The 16848-nt window shown below is 63.6% G+C and carries 16 protein-coding genes; 3 read left to right on the top strand and 13 right to left on the bottom strand.

From position 1 onward, the window contains the following. Window positions 1–25 precede the first annotated feature (25 nt). From rph to clpS, 8 genes are all read right to left on the bottom strand, one after another. The gene (gene rph / locus KRX12_RS02580; protein WP_151529769.1) at window positions 26–757 is read right to left on the bottom strand and encodes a ribonuclease PH; all 732 of its coding nucleotides are present in this window, start codon (window positions 755–757) and stop codon (window positions 26–28) included. A gap of 50 nt (window positions 758–807) precedes the next feature. Beyond that, a complete protein-coding gene (locus tag KRX12_RS02585) occupies window positions 808–1575 on the bottom strand; it encodes an MBL fold metallo-hydrolase (protein ID WP_218364227.1) in 768 nt (255 codons plus the stop codon). A gap of 61 nt (window positions 1576–1636) precedes the next feature. Further along, a complete protein-coding gene (gene murI / locus KRX12_RS02590) occupies window positions 1637–2509 on the bottom strand; it encodes a glutamate racemase (protein WP_255549161.1) in 873 nt (290 codons plus the stop codon). A 144-nt stretch (window positions 2510–2653) separates the two neighbouring features. Next, on the bottom strand, window positions 2654–2809 hold the full coding sequence (locus tag KRX12_RS02595) for a hypothetical protein (RefSeq protein ID WP_192796112.1): 156 nt from the start codon (window positions 2807–2809) through the stop codon (window positions 2654–2656). A gap of 169 nt (window positions 2810–2978) precedes the next feature. After that, entirely contained in the window at window positions 2979–3689 is a 711-nt protein-coding gene (locus KRX12_RS02600) for a rhomboid family intramembrane serine protease (protein ID WP_218365590.1), read from the bottom strand. A gap of 86 nt (window positions 3690–3775) precedes the next feature. Then, window positions 3776–4714 (bottom strand): P1 family peptidase, encoded by a 939-nt coding sequence (locus KRX12_RS02605; RefSeq protein WP_370625519.1) that lies wholly within the window; start codon window positions 4712–4714, stop codon window positions 3776–3778. Between the two features lie 39 nt (window positions 4715–4753). Continuing rightward, window positions 4754–5293, bottom strand: a complete 540-nt coding sequence (locus KRX12_RS02610; RefSeq protein WP_218364231.1) for a DUF2017 domain-containing protein — start codon at window positions 5291–5293, stop codon at window positions 4754–4756. 70 nt (window positions 5294–5363) lie between these two features. After that, window positions 5364–5672 (bottom strand): ATP-dependent Clp protease adapter ClpS, encoded by a 309-nt coding sequence (gene clpS, locus KRX12_RS02615; protein WP_151529773.1) that lies wholly within the window; start codon window positions 5670–5672, stop codon window positions 5364–5366. A 132-nt stretch (window positions 5673–5804) separates the two neighbouring features. Here clpS and KRX12_RS02620 point away from each other — a divergent pair, with 132 nt between their 5' ends. The 3 genes from KRX12_RS02620 (at window position 5805) to KRX12_RS02630 (ending at window position 10642) form a co-directional block, all read left to right on the top strand. Further along, window positions 5805–7133, top strand: coding sequence for a nicotinate phosphoribosyltransferase (locus tag KRX12_RS02620; protein ID WP_218365591.1), 1329 nt, complete (start codon window positions 5805–5807; stop codon window positions 7131–7133). A gap of 99 nt (window positions 7134–7232) precedes the next feature. Beyond that, on the top strand, window positions 7233–9245 hold the full coding sequence (locus tag KRX12_RS02625) for an ATP-dependent DNA helicase (protein WP_218365592.1): 2013 nt from the start codon (window positions 7233–7235) through the stop codon (window positions 9243–9245). Continuing rightward, entirely contained in the window at window positions 9242–10642 is a 1401-nt protein-coding gene (locus KRX12_RS02630) for a class I adenylate-forming enzyme family protein (RefSeq protein WP_218365593.1), read from the top strand. Before KRX12_RS02625 ends, KRX12_RS02630 begins: the two co-directional genes overlap by 4 nt. Here KRX12_RS02630 and KRX12_RS02635 read toward each other — a convergent pair. The 5 genes from KRX12_RS02635 to ctaD all read right to left on the bottom strand — a co-directional run bounded on the left by KRX12_RS02635 (window position 10639) and on the right by ctaD (window position 16749). Further along, window positions 10639–11487, bottom strand: a complete 849-nt coding sequence (locus tag KRX12_RS02635) for a YwiC-like family protein (RefSeq protein ID WP_218365594.1) — start codon at window positions 11485–11487, stop codon at window positions 10639–10641. The genes KRX12_RS02630 and KRX12_RS02635 overlap by 4 nt on opposite strands. Before the next feature lie 45 nt (window positions 11488–11532). Further along, complete coding sequence (locus KRX12_RS02640) at window positions 11533–12690, bottom strand: Yip1 family protein (RefSeq protein ID WP_218365595.1); 1158 nt, start codon at window positions 12688–12690, stop codon at window positions 11533–11535. 35 nt (window positions 12691–12725) lie between these two features. Next, on the bottom strand, window positions 12726–13469 hold the full coding sequence (locus KRX12_RS02645) for a peptidyl-tRNA hydrolase (RefSeq protein ID WP_218365596.1): 744 nt from the start codon (window positions 13467–13469) through the stop codon (window positions 12726–12728). A gap of 13 nt (window positions 13470–13482) precedes the next feature. Beyond that, a complete protein-coding gene (gene serB, locus KRX12_RS02650) occupies window positions 13483–14694 on the bottom strand; it encodes a phosphoserine phosphatase SerB (RefSeq protein ID WP_255549162.1) in 1212 nt (403 codons plus the stop codon). Window positions 14695–15054: 360 nt separating this feature from the next. Further along, a complete protein-coding gene (ctaD, locus tag KRX12_RS02655; protein ID WP_218364241.1) occupies window positions 15055–16749 on the bottom strand; it encodes a cytochrome c oxidase subunit I in 1695 nt (564 codons plus the stop codon). Window positions 16750–16848 lie beyond the last annotated feature (99 nt).

Raw genomic sequence — 16848 nt, forward strand, 5'->3', positions numbered from 1 at the left:
CGCATCACTCCTTTGATCGTCTCTGCTAGGCCTGAAGGGCGTGCTTTTGGGCGTCGATGAGCTCGCGACAGCCCTTCTCCGCCATGTCCAAAATGGCGGTGACTTCCGCGCGGCTGAAGGTGTTGTGCTCGCCGGTTCCTTGGATCTCTACGAACTCGCCGGACTCGGTCATGATCACGTTCATGTCCACATCGGCGCGGGAATCCTCCTCATAGGGCAGATCGAGGCACACGTGGCCATCGATGATGCCCACCGAGACAGCGGCCACGGGCGGCAGCAGCGGGTCACCGCTGAGCACGCCACGCTCGCGCAGCACCGAGATGGCGTCGGCAAGCGCCACATAGGCACCAGTGATCGCGGCGGTGCGGGTACCGCCATCGGCCTGGAGCACATCGCAGTCGATGGAGATCGTGTTCTCGCCCAGCTGGGACAAATCCACAGCGGCACGCAGGGAGCGACCGACGAGGCGGGAGATCTCGTGGGTGCGGCCCTTGACCTTGCCGCGCATGGACTCGCGCGGCATGCGGTCATGGGTGGCGGCGGGAAGCATGGAATATTCGGCGGTGAGCCAGCCTTCGCCGGAATCCCGCTTGAAACGCGGCACCGATTCCTCGATCGAGGCGGTGCACATCACGCGAGTATTGCCGAACTCCACCAGCACACTGCCAGCGGGATTGGTGGTGAAACCACGGGTGATTCGGACCGGACGCATCTCATCGAGGGCGCGCCCATCTGCGCGCTGAAAGCTAGTAGTCATGGGCTTCAGGGTACACCGCGGGCACGCCTTATCCCCTCAGACGTTGGGGCCTAGCCGGTATAGACCTGCCCGGGGGCGCCGACCATGATGGGGCCGTCGAACTCTTCGGCGGCGGCGCGCACCGCGCCCTCCACATCGCCCCACGGCGGAATGTGGATCAGCACCAGCGTCCCTACACCGGCTTCGCGGGCAAAAAGCCCTGCCTCGCGCCCCGAAATATGCAGCCCCTCCGGTTTGCCTTCCGAGGTATAGCCCCAGGTCGCCTCGCAGAAAAAGACATCCGCGCCGCGGGCGCACTCGAGGGTGGAGTTGGTGAAGCTGGTATCGCCGGAATAGGCGAAAACGGTCCCCGTGGCCTCTTCCTCAATGCGCAGGCTATAGGCCTCGATCGGGTGAATGGCCTCAAACGGGGTAATGGTGATGCCCTCGAGATGCTCTGCCTCGCCCAGCCGCCACGGGGCGTAGGCAAAGGTATCCGACATATCGTCTACCCCATCGGTCTCATCTGCGGAGATGCGCCCCAGCCGCAGCTCGCCATCGCTGGGCCCGAAGCACAGATTGCGCCCTTGGGCAGCCAGCTCGGGGTGGAAACGCCGCCACACGAGCAGCGAGGGAAAATCGAGGCAATGATCCGCGTGCAGGTGAGAAAACACCACATGCGCCTCGGAGGGGTTGATCATCTGCATCAGCTGGGCCAGCACACCGGGGCCGATATCCATGATGATGGACTGTCCGCGTTCGCCCTGAAGGAGATATCCCGACGCCGGCCCGCCGGGGCCGCCCATGCTGCCGGTGCATCCAATGATGGTCAACTTCATACCATCACTCTGCCACTAAACCCGCGGTCATGTGGAAAAAGCCGCGGTGGTGTTTGAAAAGTTACAGACCCTGTATGTGTTGGACCTCAGTCACATGCGGGCCGAGGAAGCGCTGCGCGAGCATGGCGAAAATGGCGGGGTCACCAGTGGATTCAAAGGAGCGCTCCACCGCGTGCTCAGGATCCGCCAGCTTATCGCTGTGGCTGAGTACCCGCAGCACATCCTTCGCGGTTTCCTCCGCGCTGGACACCAGCGTCACCTCATCGCCCATGGCCAGCTGGATCACACCAGAGAGCAAGGGATAGTGGGTGCAGCCCAGCACGAGAGTATCGACGCCCGCGGCCTGTAGCGGTGCGAGATAGCCTTCCGCTACCCCCAAAATCTGGCGCCCCGAGGTGATTCCGCGTTCGACAAAGTTCACGAACTGCGGGCAGGGGGTGGCCGTGACCTCCACCTGGGGCGAGGCGGCGAAAAACTCCTGATAGGCCCCCGAGGTGATGGTTCCCTGGGTGCCAATAACACCAATTTTGTTATTGCGCGTGGTCGAGACGGCGCGCCGGACGGCCGGCAGAATCACGCCCACCACGGGAATGTCGTAGCGTTCGCGGGCATCCCGCACAAAAGCGGAGGTGGCGGTGTTGCAGGCGATCACGATCATCTTGCAGCCGCGGCGCACCAGCTCATCGGCGATCCGCTGCGAGTGATCCCGCACCTTCGACAGCGGTTGCGGGCCATAGGGGGCGTTCTTGGTGTCCCCAATGTAGATAATCGATTCATGAGGCAGCTGATCCACGATGGACCGAGCCACGGTGAGCCCGCCCAAGCCGGAATCGAAGATGCCGATGGGGGCATTATTGCTGGTCTGATCCGCCAGCACCCGCTCGTGGCCGAACTCATCCACCACGGTGCGGAAATTCCACGGATTGTCCACCATTAGCTGCTCTGCGCTGTCTCGTTCCTCACTGGTACCCACAGCACGCAAGCCTAGCGAGGCCGGCGCGGGAAGACTAGCAGCGGGCCTGTGAGCGTGGCCCAGAGCGCGCGCTGCGTTATGCAGCTGGCCACCGAGCGCTCGCCGCTACTGCGGTAGCGCCAGCCAGATGCCCGCACCGATACACACCAGCCCTGCCACGGCCAGTACCCAACCCAGCGGCGACTGTGTGCGGCGTCGCACTCCGGCCACGAGGAGAACCACACCCACCACGATGGCGAGAAGCATTACCCAGAAACCCATCATTCCTCCATATCGGCCGTCTTAACCTTGCCTTACTTACTGTATGCGGCTCCCCCCCCTGTCACAACCCCCTCTCGCCGCCGATCATGCTGCGCGGATCATGCTGTGGGGCGCGCACAGAGTGGCGGGCGAAGACGAGAGAGACGAACTGCCGCGCCTGGCGGTGAGGCTAGTAGCCGAGACTGGAGTTCGGCCGAGCGGCGATCTTCTTCACCGGATCGTCGGAGCTAATCACAGCCCCCGCGAGCACACCGCCCAGCGCCCCGCCGAGGTGTGCCTGCCACGACACCGCGGCTTCTGTGGGGATCACGCCCCAGACAAAACCGGAATAGCTAAAGGCCAGCACCACGCCGAGAATGATCTGCCGCAGGGAACGATTGAATACGCCGCGGACGATGAGATAGCTGAGCCAGCCATAGATCACTCCCGAGGCGCCGATGTGGTTGGTGCCGGGATAGCCCAAAAACCATGCTGCAAGCCCGCCGGTGATGGCCGCTATCACTGTGACTTCCCAGAAGGTGCGCCTGCCAGTGACCCCCACCAAAAAGGCAAAGAGCGCTCCCGTCACCGTATTGCCAATGAGGTGATCCAGGTTGGCGTGGAGAAATGACCAGGTGGCGACATGCCATAGCGTGGAGGTATCGCGGGGATGGATGCCGAACCAGGACAGGTTGAGTATGCCCATCTGCTGCACGACGAACACCGCCCAGATCACGAGCACGTAGCCGAGAGCGATCCGCAGGCCGGTGCCAAAACCACCGCGGGAGCGGCGCTGAGGTGGCTGCGCTGGCTGCCGCGGCGCTGGGCTCCACGTTGGGCCGGGCTGAGCGCCGCTGCCATAGGAGGTCGGGTGCGAGTAGTTCGAATAGCCGTGGGGCATGAGGGGGCGACTCTTTCACTCTCGTGCTGCATCGGATTATGTGTGCTCACGATTGTACGCACGCGCCACGGCGGCACCACGTGGGCTCAGCGCAGAATATCGCGGTACGCGCGCATTCCATGTGTGGACTCGGCGGAGGTCACCGCGTCCACAATCGCCGCTGCCACTACATCGGCGGCCGCGGCGGATAGCCGCGTCAACTGCTCGACATCCACTCCGGTGCGCGGGCCTGTCGCCAGGGCAAAAAGCGTGTCCCCGTCGAGGGGAGAGTGGGCGGGGCGCACGGCGCGGGCGATACCATCGTGGCCGGCCAGCGCCAGCCGTGTGGCCTGTGCTTTGGTGAGCGGCGCATCGGTAGCTACCACCCCGATCGTGGTGTTGAGCTTGCTGGCCGGACCGCGCAGGGTGGCATAGACCTCAGAGTCGACGGCGGGGGCGTCCGGATCCCCATAGAGTCGCCCATGCTTATCGACGACATCTCCCACCGGGTTAGCCACGATGCCCGCCGCCACCACGTACTGCCCCACCCGCGTGGAGGATTGACCGAAGCCACCTTTGAGCCGCCCTGCCGCCGCGGCGGTGCCTGCTCCCACTGTGCCCGAGAGTAACTCGGTGCCGCTGAGTGCCCGGTGGGCTGCTATCCACCCGTCGAGTGGCCGCGGCCGCGCCTGCGCAGAACCGACGAGAAGATCGAAGATGACCGCTGCGGGAACGATCGGCACGCGCGGGCCTGCGCTGTCCTCCCCGAGCACGGGGAAACCGAGCGAACGCTCCTCCAAATAGGCCATCACTCCGTCTGCCGCGGCCAGACCAAAGGCCGAACCCCCGCTCAGGCAGACTGCGTGCACGGCTTCCACGGTGTTATGCGGCGCCAGTAGATCGGTTTCGCGGGTGCCGGGGCCGCCGCCGCGCACGTCCACCGCACCGGTGGCGGACTCGGGGGCCACGATCACCGTGACTCCGGTATCACTATCGCTGTAGTGCGCGGCCCGAAGTCCCGCCACATCACACAATCGGCCGGCCACGGCGCTTGTACTCTCCTTGCAGTGGGTGGATGAACAGTCTTAGTTCATATAGGCGTGGAGCAGGGAGTCTTGGACGAATCCCAACCACTCCACCAGTTGATCGCGTTCTTCTTCCGCGCCCTCGTAGTTCCCCATCTCCGAGGACGCAATGTAGAGGCGCAGATCATTCAACCCCGATAGCCAGGCGTGTACCTCGCTATCGTCCACGGTCACGTTCACGCCACCATCGGGGCCGAGGGCGCTATTAATAACTTGCAGGTTGCGTAGTTTGTCTCGGCAAATATCGTTTTCGTGCAAAGAGCGCAGCAGCGAATTATCGCCCTCAAATTCCTCATCGCCCTCGCGCTCAAAATCCGGCAAAAGACGAGCCAACCCAGGATCCTTCGGCGCTTCTTTGTGCCCGCCTGTCATGCCCACGAGCTCTTCAAGCTCATCCTTCGGCGCGGACTGGGCGCGCTGAATCAGCGCCTCCGACACCGTGGCGGTGAGATTTCCCAGCACTTCACGCTCGAGTGGCTCAAACACGGCGGTGTACTTTGGGCTGCGCATCAGCCCTTTCTTGCGCTTGAAGGATTCCATTTCGGCTTTCTTGTTCTCTTAAATTACGAGGCGAACTCGGTTCTCGGCGGCGCGATGACGACGGTGCGGCTTAGCCTGCCTGCTGCATCGTGGCCCACAGGCCCGCCGTGTGCAGTTTCTTCACATCGGCTTCGACTTTGTCTCGTTCACCGGAGGAGACTACGGCCTTACCTTCGGTGTGGACCTGCATCATTAATTCATTGGCGCGTTTCTTGTCGTAGCCCAATACCGTGTGGAAGATATAGGAGACGTAGCTCATCAGATTCACGGGATCGTCCCAGCAGATGCACAGCCACGGCAAATTCTCGCTGGTGGTGACATCCACATCGATCGCTTCGTCGAGCTCAGGCGTAGCCATCGGCGCCGAGGGGGTACTCATTGCATCCATACTCCATAGGGTAGTCATAAAGCAGCGTCCACGGGACTTCTCTGCCTGAGCAGCTGCTGAGCTGCGGCCAAGGAGACGACGTCGATAAGCGAGAAACGCTGCACGAACGCGTATGGTAAAGGCATGGTAGAACACGAGAACCTGAAAAGTCTGTCCTCGGCGCTGCTCACCGACATGTATGAATTGACCATGCTGGAAGCCGCCATCAAGGACGGCTCGGTGAATCGGCAATGCACGTTTGAAGTTTTCTCTCGCCGCCTGCCCAGCGAGCGCCGCTATGGCGTGGTCGCCGGTACACCCCGGGTGCTGGATGCCGTGACCAATTTCGTGTTTTCCGAAGCGCAGCTCGACAGCCTCGACTTCCTCAGTGCCGAGACTCTCGACTATCTGCGCAACTATCATTTCTCCGGCGAGATCGACGGCTACCACGAGGGATCGCTGTATTTTCCCTACTCGCCTGTGCTCACGGTGCGCGGCACCTTTGGTGAATGCGTGATCCTAGAGACGGTCATTCTCTCCATCCTCAACGCGGACTCCGCGGTGGCCTCTGCCGCCGCGCGCATGGTCACCGCCGCCGATGGCCGACCGATCCTCGAGATGGGCTCCCGCCGCACCCACGAATACGCGGCCGTCACCGCCACCCGCGCCGCGTATCTGGCCGGCTTCTACGCCACCTCAAACCTAGAGGCCTCCCACCGCTACGGGGTGCCCGCCTCCGGCACCGCCGCGCACGCCTGGACGCTGCTGCACGTGGACGAGAACGGCCAGCCGGATGAAGAGGCGGCCTTCCGCTCGCAAGTGGCCGCCCAAGGCGTCGGCACCACCCTGCTAGTGGATACCTTCGACATCACTAAGGGCGTAGAAACCGCCCTCGCCGTGGCCGGGCCGCAGCTCGGCGGAGTGCGCATTGATTCCGGCGATCTCGGCATGCTCACCAGGCGGGTGCGGGACCAGCTCGATGCTGCCGGCGCCAGCGACACCAAGATCGTGGTGTCCTCCGATTTGGATGAATTCGCCATCGCCGGCCTGCGCGGCGATCCCGTGGACGTTTTCGGCGTGGGCACCTCGGTGGTCACCGGCTCCGGCGCCCCCACCGCAGGTCTGGTGTACAAACTCGTAGAAGTCGACGGCCACCCGGTATCCAAGCGTTCCTCCAATAAGCGCTCCCACGGCGGCACCAAGCGTGCCATCCGTACCCGGCGCGCCACCGGCACCGCCGTGGAGGAGATCATCTACCCCTTCGACCACGACACTCCCGCCACCGGACGCCTCGAGCACGTGGAGCTGACACAGCCGCTGATGCGCGGCGGCGCCATCGTGGATGGCCTGCCTACGCTGAAGCAGTCCCGGGAACATCTGGCCCGAGAAATCGAGTCGCTGCCGTGGGAGGGTCTGGCGCTCTCGCGGGGAGAACCCGCGGTGAATACCCGCTTCTACGGCTTCGAGAACTAGGCGCGCACCACCGGCCGCGCCGGACCACTGCGGGCGCGGCGGGGTTCTCGGGTGAGCTGACTCTCCACCCCGCATGGGGCGCTCATTACTATGAGCGTTATGAGTTCCCCCGACAGCACCGCCTCGCCCACGGACGATGTCAGTGGCCTGCTCAGCACCGCCGTCGAGCACCTCGGCGGGGCACGCCGCGAGGGACAGGAAAAGATGGCCCACGCGGTCAGTTCTGCTCTCTTTCGCCAGCGGCATCTAGCCGTCCAAGCCGGCACCGGCACCGGCAAATCCTTGGCCTATCTGGTGCCGGCCTTTCGCTATGCACACGAGACCGATACCACCGTCATCGTCTCCACCGCCACGATCGCCCTGCAGCGGCAGCTCGTGGGCCGCGATCTGCCGGCGCTCGTCGAGGGCCTGCGCCCCCAGCTGCAGCGGGATCCCACCTTCGCCATCCTGAAAGGCCGCAATAATTACCTCTGTCTGAACAAGCTCAATGCCGAGGACCCCTCCCTGCCGATGGGCGAGGCCGAGGAGCAGCCCACCGAGCTCTCGGAGCTCGGCCAGCAGGTGCGCCGCATCACCGAGTGGGCGAATGAGACCGAGACCGGTGACCGCGATGATCTCGACATCGGGGTTAGCGACCGAGTGTGGAATCTGATGAGTGTGAGCTCAAAAGACTGCATGGGCGCGGCCACCTGCCCCTTCGGCGAGGATTGCTTTGCCGAGCAGGCCCGCCACCACGCCTCCGATGTGGATGTGGTGGTGACCAACCACGCCCTCTTAGCCATTGATGCGCTCTCCGATGTGGATATCCTCCCCGAGCATGATGCGGTGATCATCGACGAGGCTCACGAACTCGATGGGCGTATCACCGCGGTCTCCACGAACTCGTTGTCCTCGACCGCCCTGAAGCTCACCGCCACCCGCGCCGCCAAGGTGGGGGTGGATGGCAAGGAAGAGAAACTCACCGAGCTCGCCGAAGAATGGGACCGCACCCTGGAGGCCGAGGACGCAGGGCGCTGGTTAGAGATCAGCGAGGAGGCGTCGGGAATGCTGCTGAGCGTGCGCAAGCAGTGCCGCAGCATGCTCTCCTCTCTCGACGGCGGCGAGCTGGGGGAAGATCAGGAGGCTGCGGCCGAGCGTCGTTCGCTGGGCAATCACGTGAGCGAGCTGGTGCATGCCATCGACCGCATCATGGAGGTCTTTGACACCGATAATCCCGCCCAGCAGCAGGATGTGGTGTGGCTCGATCGCCCCTATGCCTCCTCCCCGGAGGCCGCCGGGTTCTCCTCCAGCTCCCGGCGCGATTCGCTGAACGTGGCCCCGCTCTCGGTGGCGCCGCTGCTGGCGCAGAAGCTATTTGCCACCTCCACGGTTGTGCTCACCTCCGCCACCTTGGCGCTGGGCGGCAACTTCAATGCGATGGCAGCCTCCTGGGGGCTGAAGCAGGGAAGCTGGGACAGCCTAGATGCGGGCACTCCCTTCGATACCCGCTCCTCGGGCATTCTCTACTGCGCCACCCATCTGCCCGCCCCGGGCCGCGACGGCCTATCGCCGCAGACGCTCGAGGAGATGCGCGAGCTCATCATGGCTGCCGGCGGCCGCACCCTGGGGTTGTTCTCCTCGCGGCGGGCCGCCCGTGAAGCGGCCGAGAAGCTGCGCCCGGTGCTGCCCTTCGACATTTTGCTGCAGGGCGATGACTCCATTGGGGCCCTGGTATCCGAGTTCGCCAAACACGAAAACACGTGTCTTTTTGGCACTCTCACCCTGTGGCAGGGTGTCGATGTGCCGGGGCGGTCGCTCTCGCTGGTGATGATTGATCGGCTTCCTTTCCCCCGCCCCGATGATCCGCTCTTGCAGGCCCGTAAGGAGGCCGCCGACGCCGAACACCGCAATGGCTTTATGGAGGTCGCGGCCACCCACGCCGCCCTTTTGCTCGCCCAGGGCGCGGGCCGGCTTCTGCGTTCGGTCACCGACCGCGGTGTGGTGGCCGTGCTGGATCAACGCCTTGTGACCAAACGCTATGGCTCTTTCCTGCGGCGTTCGCTGCCGCCGATGTGGGAAACCGCCGATCCGACGGTGGTGCGCGGGGCGCTGCAGAGGCTGGTGCGTTCATGAATCTTGCAGCATTGCTTTTCGACGCCACCCTCCCCTCTCATACCGCCGTGGTGGATCCCGACCGCAGTATCAGCTACCCGCAACTGCGCGCGGATATTCTCGACCTTGCCGGCGCGCTGCATAGCAGCGGTATCCGGGCGGGGGATGTGGTGGGCATCCAGCTGCCGAATGGGATCGACTTTGCCCGGAGCTTCTTCGCCGTTCTCGCCGCCGGGGCTGTAGCTACCCCTCTGGGCACCCATCTCTCGGAGAAGGATACCGCCGCCCAGCTGCGGGAGGCGGGGGCACAGCTGGCGCTACGCAGCGGCGCTGATATCACCGCTGTACTGGAGCAGCCACACACAGCCCTGGCCGATTTCGCCGCCGCACGCGAGCAGGATCTCGCCTGCCTGCCGTTTTCCTCGGGCACGACGGGGGCGCCGAAGGCCGTGGAGCTCACTCACGGCAACCTGTGCGCTAATGTGCTGCAATTCGCTGAGCGGGTGGGCATCACCGCGGGCGAGACCTGCTTGTCGATGCTGCCGCTGAGCCATATCTATGGGCTCACGGCGCTACTCACCGTGCCGCTGTACTGCCGTGCCCGCGTGGTCACCGCCCCTTTTTCCGCAACGGAATTCCTGCGCAACCACGAGCGCTGGCAGGTGAACACCACCTTCATCGCCCCTCCCCTAGCGCGACTATTCGCACAACACCCCTTAGTAGACGAGATTGATTTCTCCCACTGCACCCAGATGATCAGTGGCGCGGCCTCATTGCCGTCCACCATGGCGCGCGCCGCCATGCAGCGCACGGGAGTGCCGATCCGCCAAGGCTATGGCCTCACCGAGGCCTCGCCGGTGACGCACCTTAGCGTGGCGGAATCGCCGTTGAACTCTATCGGCCCGCCGCTGCGCAATACTCAGCAGCGCATCGTTGATCCGCTGAGCCTGCAGGAGCGTGGCCCCGGCGAGGTCGGCGAGCTATGGGTTGCCGGGCCGCAGGTGATGCGCGGCTATTCCGGGGCGGGCCCCGATTCTTATGGGGCGCTCGTCGATGGCTGGCTGCGCACCGGAGATATGGCCTATGCCAATGATCGCGGTGAGGTGTTCATCGTGGACCGCTGGAAAGACATCATTAAATCCCATGGCTTCCAGGTCTCGCCGGTGAAACTCGAGGAGATCGTCCTTAGCTGCCCTGGGGTCCTCGACTGCGCCGTGGTCTCCGGTGTCGGAGACGATGGCGAGGAGATGCCCGTGGCCTGTGTGGTGGCCGATGATTCAGGCGTGGAGGCAGCAGCGCTCATGCGCTTTGTGGCCGAGCGCGTCGCCCCTTTTGAACGGATCCGGCAGGTGCGCTTCGTGGAATCCATTCCCCGCTCGGCGGCGGGCAAGACGCTGCGGCGGGTACTGCGCTCTTAAACTGGCAGCAGTATCGCCACGGTGACGAGGAGTGTCCACAGGCTTTCCCAGCGGCCCACCTTCTTGGCGCTCAGAGGGGCCTCGCCCTCGGCGATGCGGCGGTTGTTGATTGTGGGCAGCACGGCTGCTCGCACCACCAGCAGGCAGAACACGATAGCCGTGAACCACGATGCCTCACCGGCGAAGAACAATCCCACCGCCACCACAGCAGCGGCAACATGCATGCCCAGCGAGATCGCCAGCATGCGGCGGCTGCCGCGATCGCGGATCAGCGTTTTCACCAGGGGCACCGTGCCAGCGAAATACAGGGCCAGCAATAGGGTGGTGATCCACACACCGCGGTCGAGCTGATCGGTGATGGCGCACGCCACGGCAACCAAGAGGCTCGAGGCCACCACCGTCGACAGCCCCGAGGCCAAGGAGCGGCCGCGTTTATTCCATGCCTCCCACACGGCGATAGCCACGAGCGGGCCGAAGAGCAGCGCGAAGGCAATGAGTTGGGGCTGGAACACCAGCACTATCAGGGACGCGAGCGCTGAAATCGCCCCATAGACATACATGGGAGTGGCGTATTGCGCGCGTCGATCACCGCGGGTGGCGGTGCGGACCTTGAGAAAGAGGCCGGCGGCGAAGAAACAAAAGTATCCGCTCAACCATGCGATGGCGAGCGGAATATGCAAGGGATGCACCCCCGCGAGGAACACACCAATGAGGAAGGGAAGAATCACCATCACCCAAGCGCCGTGCTGATCTGGCACCCAGGCTCGATTGCGCTTGGGCCGTGGTGTGCGGCGCCGCGGTGCGGCGTCCGCGCGGGCGGAGGACTGTGATGATGAAGTATTCACAGGCCTTAGTGTAGGCGACGCTGTGCTAAGCCCACACTGTGATATTTATCCCTGCGGCCGGGGATCCTCCCCGTCGTTGGGGTCTTTGAAGCGCATCTCACGCTTCTCCGGCGGCTCTGGCCACTCCGAGGTTCCCTCCGGGTGCTGGTACTCAGATCCCGAGTGCGCCCCCGGCTGCGCGGTGGGCTCGGGCGAGCTATAGCCCTGCCAGCTGCTCGGCCCCGAGCCAGTAGCGCCGTCGTTGTACTGGGAGTAATCCTCCTGCGGCTGCTGGTAGCCCTGCTGGGGATACTGCTGCGGGTACTGCTGGTAGCCGCCCTGCGGATAGTCCTGCTGCGGATAGCCATCCTGGCCGGGCTGGCCATAGGTCGGATAGGCCCCGCCATTGTGCTGGTAGTAGCCCTGCGGCTGCGTCGCGTTGGTGGCGACGCCAGCATAGGGGGAGCTGGGATCAGCGAACAGCCCCGCCGGGCCGCGCGACTGCTCGTAGAGCACGGTCATGAATACGGCAATAAACGGACTGGTGACCACGGTGGCCACAAGCAACCAGTTGCCGACCATGCTCACGAGAATCACGAGCAGCAGTGCCAAGAGCACCACGCCGACGTTTTTGCTCACAACATCCTTGGAGCGTTTGATCGCGCCCCAGACACCCAGCTCGGGTTCACGCAGATACGCGATCTGGGAGAAGCACAACAACACGCCCACGACGATGCCCGGAATGAAAAGCAAGACCAGACCAATCAGGGTGAACAGTCCTACGAGAAGGCCGATGCCGAGGAAGCCCAGGAAACGATCAACCCGGAAGAACTCCTTAAAGGACAGCTTGCCTTCGCGGAGCGCATCGCTGGAGGTGCGGTACAGGAAGAAGCTCGAGAGGAAGGTCAGCACCATAAACAGCAGCAGGAACAGGATCATACTGCTGATCTCTGAGCCCGTGAGCTCTTCGGTGGCGCCCGCACCCGTGACAAAGGATGTCAGGCCGAGTTGGCCTACTGCGATGGCTGTGGAGAGGACGGTGAACAGCAGATTGCCCAACACCAAGGGAACCCAGTTCTGGGCAAATACTTTCCACGAGATGGTCAGCGCGCTGCTCAAGTCTGGGGAACCGAGGGGCTGGCTTCCTCCAGGCTGGCCGTAACCGTTGTACGCGTTAAAGTTCGGATCCGGCTGTCCGCCATAAGGATTCTGGGGGTAGGTCATGCCACAACGGTAGCGCATGCGCTACAAGAACTGCACTAGTCGCAACGGTAGATAGCGGCGGCAGTTACAGATCCCGGCGCCACCTCTGTAAACCCTGCATCGGCCACCTCGACGGCACCGGGCTGGGCGCAGAACTCGCGGAAGTGCGGCCGGGACAGTTCACGGACCTGCAGCTCGAAACCCGTGCGCGCCCACGTCCAGGCGTCCTCCACAGGTAGCGCCGCGGCCAACAGCATGGAGGCGTGCCCTACTTGCGCAGTTTGCTTGCCGACGCTCATCTGCAAATCACGATCCACTGCTATCAGGGGCACATCCCGCAGCGGCGGCTCCTCCTCCACCGGCGGGAGATCAGTTCCACCAATCTGTAGTTTCGCGATCATCGGATCGGTGTCTGCGATCGCCGAGGGTACGCAGGCCCGTGCTTCGGCGCCGTTGACGCTGCACGTCACCCCGGGTACTTCTTGGGCGCGGCGCCAGTGGATATTCCGGGCGCGGCGCGATACCTTGCGGATCCGGGCGCCGTACCAGCCCGCGAGCCCCGCGGCGTAGGCGGTATCGCCGCCGGCGCGTTCGTCGAGGCAGCACGCCACGACGGCCATTGCTGCCGCCGCAGACAGACTCAACCGATCCGGTCGCTCATTCTTGGGCATGTGCAGCACGATCGGCATCGCCTGCACCGTGGAGGGATCGGCGGGATCCTCGCGATGAGGCGGACGGGGCTCGTTGAGAGCCGAGAGACGCGCATGGGCCGCGCGGAAGCTATCGGGAATATCGCTCATGCGGATGAAAGTACTAGCTGTGCGTGGGCAGCGGCACGCGGCGGAACGTGCCCTCTGCGAGGTCCTCGGAATCGATCTCTTCGCGCGAAATGCCGAGGATGTGCAGGATCTCATCCATATACGGGTGGTTCACGCTGGTATCGGCGATCTCCTTGAGCGCCGGCTTGGCGTTGAAGGCAATACCGAGACCGGCAGCAGAGAGCATGTCGATATCGTTGGCGCCATCGCCCACGGCCACGGTCTGGTGCATCTGCAGCCCAGCGTCGGCGGCGAACTCCGACAGCAAGCGCGCCTTGGCAGCGCGGTCGACGATCTCCCCGATCACCTTGCCGGTGAGTTTCCCGTCCTTGATCTCGAGGGTATTGGCGCGCACATAATCCAGATCGAGATCCGCGGCGAGGTTCTCCAGCACCTGGATGAAGCCGCCGGAGACCACTGCGGCCCGATAGCCCATGCGCTTGAGGGTGCGGATGGTGGTGCGGGCGCCCGGGGTGAGCTGAATATCGCGGGCCACCTCGTCGATGATGGACGCGTCCAAGCCCTCGAGCACGGCGACGCGCTCGCGCAGCGACTCCTCGAAGTCCAACTCGCCGCGCATTGCCCGATCGGTGACGTCCTTGACCTCGGCCTCTTTGCCCGCGTGGGCAGCGAGCATCTCGATGACCTCGCCGGTGATGAGGGTGGAATCGCAGTCGAAGCAGATGAGTCGCTTGGAGCGGCGCTGTAGCCCCGCCCGTTCGATCGCGATATCAATGCCCAAGGAGGCGGTGAGTTCCGCGAGAGCCTTGCGCAGGCTGACACCGCCGCCGGGCTCGGGGTTGGCCACGCTGACGAGCAGCTCGATGCCGGTGACGGGATAGTCGGACAGTCCCCTAATGGTGTCGATATTCGCGCCGTAGTCCGCCAAGGTTTGGCCGATGGCCGAGATGTGCTGCGCCGTCACTGGGGAGCCGAGCACCACGACCGCGTGGGTAGACATCGGGCGGGTAGGCGAGAGTTCATCGCTGACTTCCACGGTGATCTGCATCCCGTAGGCGCGCATGGTCTCGGTGAGGCCCACGCGCAGCATTTCTTCATTGTCCACATTGAAGCCGACGAGTGCGGCCAGTGATAGGCGGCCGCGGAACTGGGACTGCTCGACGTCCAGGAGCTGCACGCGGTGGGCGGCAAGCACGCGGAAGAAGGCGGCGGTCACTCCAGAACGGTCGGGACCCGTGACAGTCATGACGGCGGGTGTGAGCCCCTCCCGAAGGGTGGTGGAAATATCGCTGGTGGTGCTGGTGGCAAGCGCCGAGGTGATCACGGTAGTTGCTGTCCTTCGAGATGTCGATGCCCCTCCCGAGGCGCTTTAGGCGCGTGGAAGGCGGGCTAATGGCTCTGACAAATTCCTCACGCTACCCGCTTGCACGGTGTTTTCCTGAAGTTATGCCGCGTGAAGCCGCCTTTTTAGGCCCATACGGGGGCGAATGGCTGTGGTGCACAACGCACAAAAGGCGCTACCGCCCGGCCACCTTGGAGGTGGATCCAGACGGTAACGCCTTAGTCGAGGAGGTTTCTAGGAGGTTGTATCCCTCGAACGCGGTGCCTAGTGGCGGCCGACGTGTGCTTCCTTGCGCATGCGCTCAACCATGTGCGGGTAGTGCAGCTCGAACGCGGGGCGCTCGGAGCGGATACGCGGCAGCGAGGTGAAGTTGTGGCCGGGGGGCGGGCAGGAGGTTGCCCACTCCAGGGAGTTGCCATAACCCCAGGGATCGTCGACGGTGACGATCTCGCCGTAGCGCCAGGACTTGAACACGTTCCAGATGAACGGGATCACGGACAGGCCCAGGACGAAGGAGAACACCGTGGAGATCTGGTTCAGGGTGGTCCAGCCATCGGACTCAAGGTAGTCGGCGTAACGACGCGGCATACCCATGTTGCCCAGCCAGTGCTGAACCAGGAAGGTGCCGTGGAAGCCGATGAAGGTGAGCCAGAAGTGGATCTTGCCCAGGCCCTCGCTCAGCATACGACCGGTCATCTTCGGGAACCAGAAGTACACACCAGCGCAGGATGCGAACACGATGGTACCGAAGAGGGTGTAGTGGAAGTGAGCGATGAGGAAGTAGGACTCAGAGATGTGGAAGTCCAGCGGCGGGGAGGCCAGCATAATGCCGGTCAGACCACCGAAGAGGAAGGTCACCAGGAAGCCCATGGTCCAGATCATCGGGGTCTCCCACGAGATGTGACCGCGCCACATCGTGCCCACCCAGTTGAAGAACTTCACGCCGGTCGGAACCGAGATGAGGAACGTCATGAAGGAGAAGAAGGGCAGCAGGATGGCACCGGTGACGAACATGTGGTGGGCCCACACAGCCATGGACAGGGCGCCGATGGAGAGGGTCGCGAAGACCAGGCCAACGTAGCCGAACATGGGCTTGCGGGAGAATACCGGCACGATCTCGGAGACGATACCGAAGAACGGCAGTGCCAGCACGTAGACCTCAGGGTGGCCGAAGAACCAGAACAGGTGCTGCCAGAGCAGAGCGCCGCCGTTACCCGGAGCGTAGATGTGGCCGCCCAGCTTGCGATCATAAAGAACGCCCAGAGCAGCTGCAGTCAGCAGCGGGAAGATCAGCAGTGCGATCACCGAGGTAACGAAGATGTTCCAGGTGAAGATCGGCATACGGAACATGGTCATACCTGGGGCGCGGAGGCACAGGATGGTGGTGAGCATGTTGATAGCCGAGGCAATGGTACCGACACCGGTGGCGCCCACACCCACGATCCAGAAGTCCGAGCCGATGCCCGGGGAGTGGATGGCGTCATTCAACGGCGAGTACATGGTCCAGCCGAAGTCCGCAGCACCACCAGGGGTGAGGAATCCAGCGAGCATAACGAGACCACCGACGGTGGTGATCCAGAAACCGAAGGCATTCAGGCGCGGGAAGGCAACGTCCGGCGCACCGATTTGCAGCGGCATGACGTAGTTAGCAAAGCCCCACACGACGGGGGTGCCGTACAGCAGCAGCATCACCGTGCCGTGCATGGTGAACAGCTGGTTGAACTGCTCATTCGACAGCATCTGAAGGCCAGGCTCAAAGAGCTCTGTGCGGATAAGCAGTGCCATCAAACCGCCGACAAAGAAGTAGGTGAAGGACACGATGATGTACATGATGCCCAAGACCTTGTGGTCGGTGGTGGTTAGCATCCGCCAGGCCAGATTACCCTTGCGAGCGTGACCTGTAGGCGCAGGCCGCGTGGGCGCGACCGGTTGGTCGACCCGTGGCGCTACAGCGGTCATAATTTCCTCCTGACTAGGTGGCGTTGAGAGATAAACCCCCACCGCCGACGTTCATACACTCCGTATCTTAAGGGAAGTATAAGTTTTTCTGCCAGTCCT

This window comes from Corynebacterium sp. TAE3-ERU2, assembly GCF_019209955.1.
In the GTDB taxonomy this organism is placed as follows: domain Bacteria; phylum Actinomycetota; class Actinomycetes; order Mycobacteriales; family Mycobacteriaceae; genus Corynebacterium; species Corynebacterium megadyptis.

What these genes read in the sequence shown, in the direction of transcription:
- rph (WP_151529769.1), bottom strand. Translation starts at nt 757, where the DNA reads ATGACTACTAGCTTTCAGCGCGCAGATGGGCGCGCCCTCGATGAGATG.
- KRX12_RS02585 (WP_218364227.1), bottom strand. Translation starts at nt 1,575, where the DNA reads ATGAAGTTGACCATCATTGGATGCACCGGCAGCATGGGCGGCCCCGGC.
- murI (WP_255549161.1), bottom strand. Translation starts at nt 2,509, where the DNA reads ATGGTGGACAATCCGTGGAATTTCCGCACCGTGGTGGATGAGTTCGGC.
- KRX12_RS02595 (WP_192796112.1), bottom strand. Translation starts at nt 2,809, where the DNA reads ATGGGTTTCTGGGTAATGCTTCTCGCCATCGTGGTGGGTGTGGTTCTC.
- KRX12_RS02600 (WP_218365590.1), bottom strand. Translation starts at nt 3,689, where the DNA reads ATGCCCCACGGCTATTCGAACTACTCGCACCCGACCTCCTATGGCAGC.
- KRX12_RS02610 (WP_218364231.1), bottom strand. Translation starts at nt 5,293, where the DNA reads ATGGAATCCTTCAAGCGCAAGAAAGGGCTGATGCGCAGCCCAAAGTAC.
- clpS (WP_151529773.1), bottom strand. Translation starts at nt 5,672, where the DNA reads ATGAGTACCCCCTCGGCGCCGATGGCTACGCCTGAGCTCGACGAAGCG.
- KRX12_RS02620 (WP_218365591.1), top strand. Translation starts at nt 5,805, where the DNA reads ATGGTAGAACACGAGAACCTGAAAAGTCTGTCCTCGGCGCTGCTCACC.
- KRX12_RS02625 (WP_218365592.1), top strand. Translation starts at nt 7,233, where the DNA reads ATGAGTTCCCCCGACAGCACCGCCTCGCCCACGGACGATGTCAGTGGC.
- KRX12_RS02630 (WP_218365593.1), top strand. Translation starts at nt 9,242, where the DNA reads ATGAATCTTGCAGCATTGCTTTTCGACGCCACCCTCCCCTCTCATACC.
- KRX12_RS02640 (WP_218365595.1), bottom strand. Translation starts at nt 12,690, where the DNA reads ATGACCTACCCCCAGAATCCTTATGGCGGACAGCCGGATCCGAACTTT.
- KRX12_RS02645 (WP_218365596.1), bottom strand. Translation starts at nt 13,469, where the DNA reads ATGAGCGATATTCCCGATAGCTTCCGCGCGGCCCATGCGCGTCTCTCG.
- serB (WP_255549162.1), bottom strand. Translation starts at nt 14,694, where the DNA reads ATGACTGTCACGGGTCCCGACCGTTCTGGAGTGACCGCCGCCTTCTTC.
- ctaD (WP_218364241.1), bottom strand. Translation starts at nt 16,749, where the DNA reads ATGACCGCTGTAGCGCCACGGGTCGACCAACCGGTCGCGCCCACGCGG.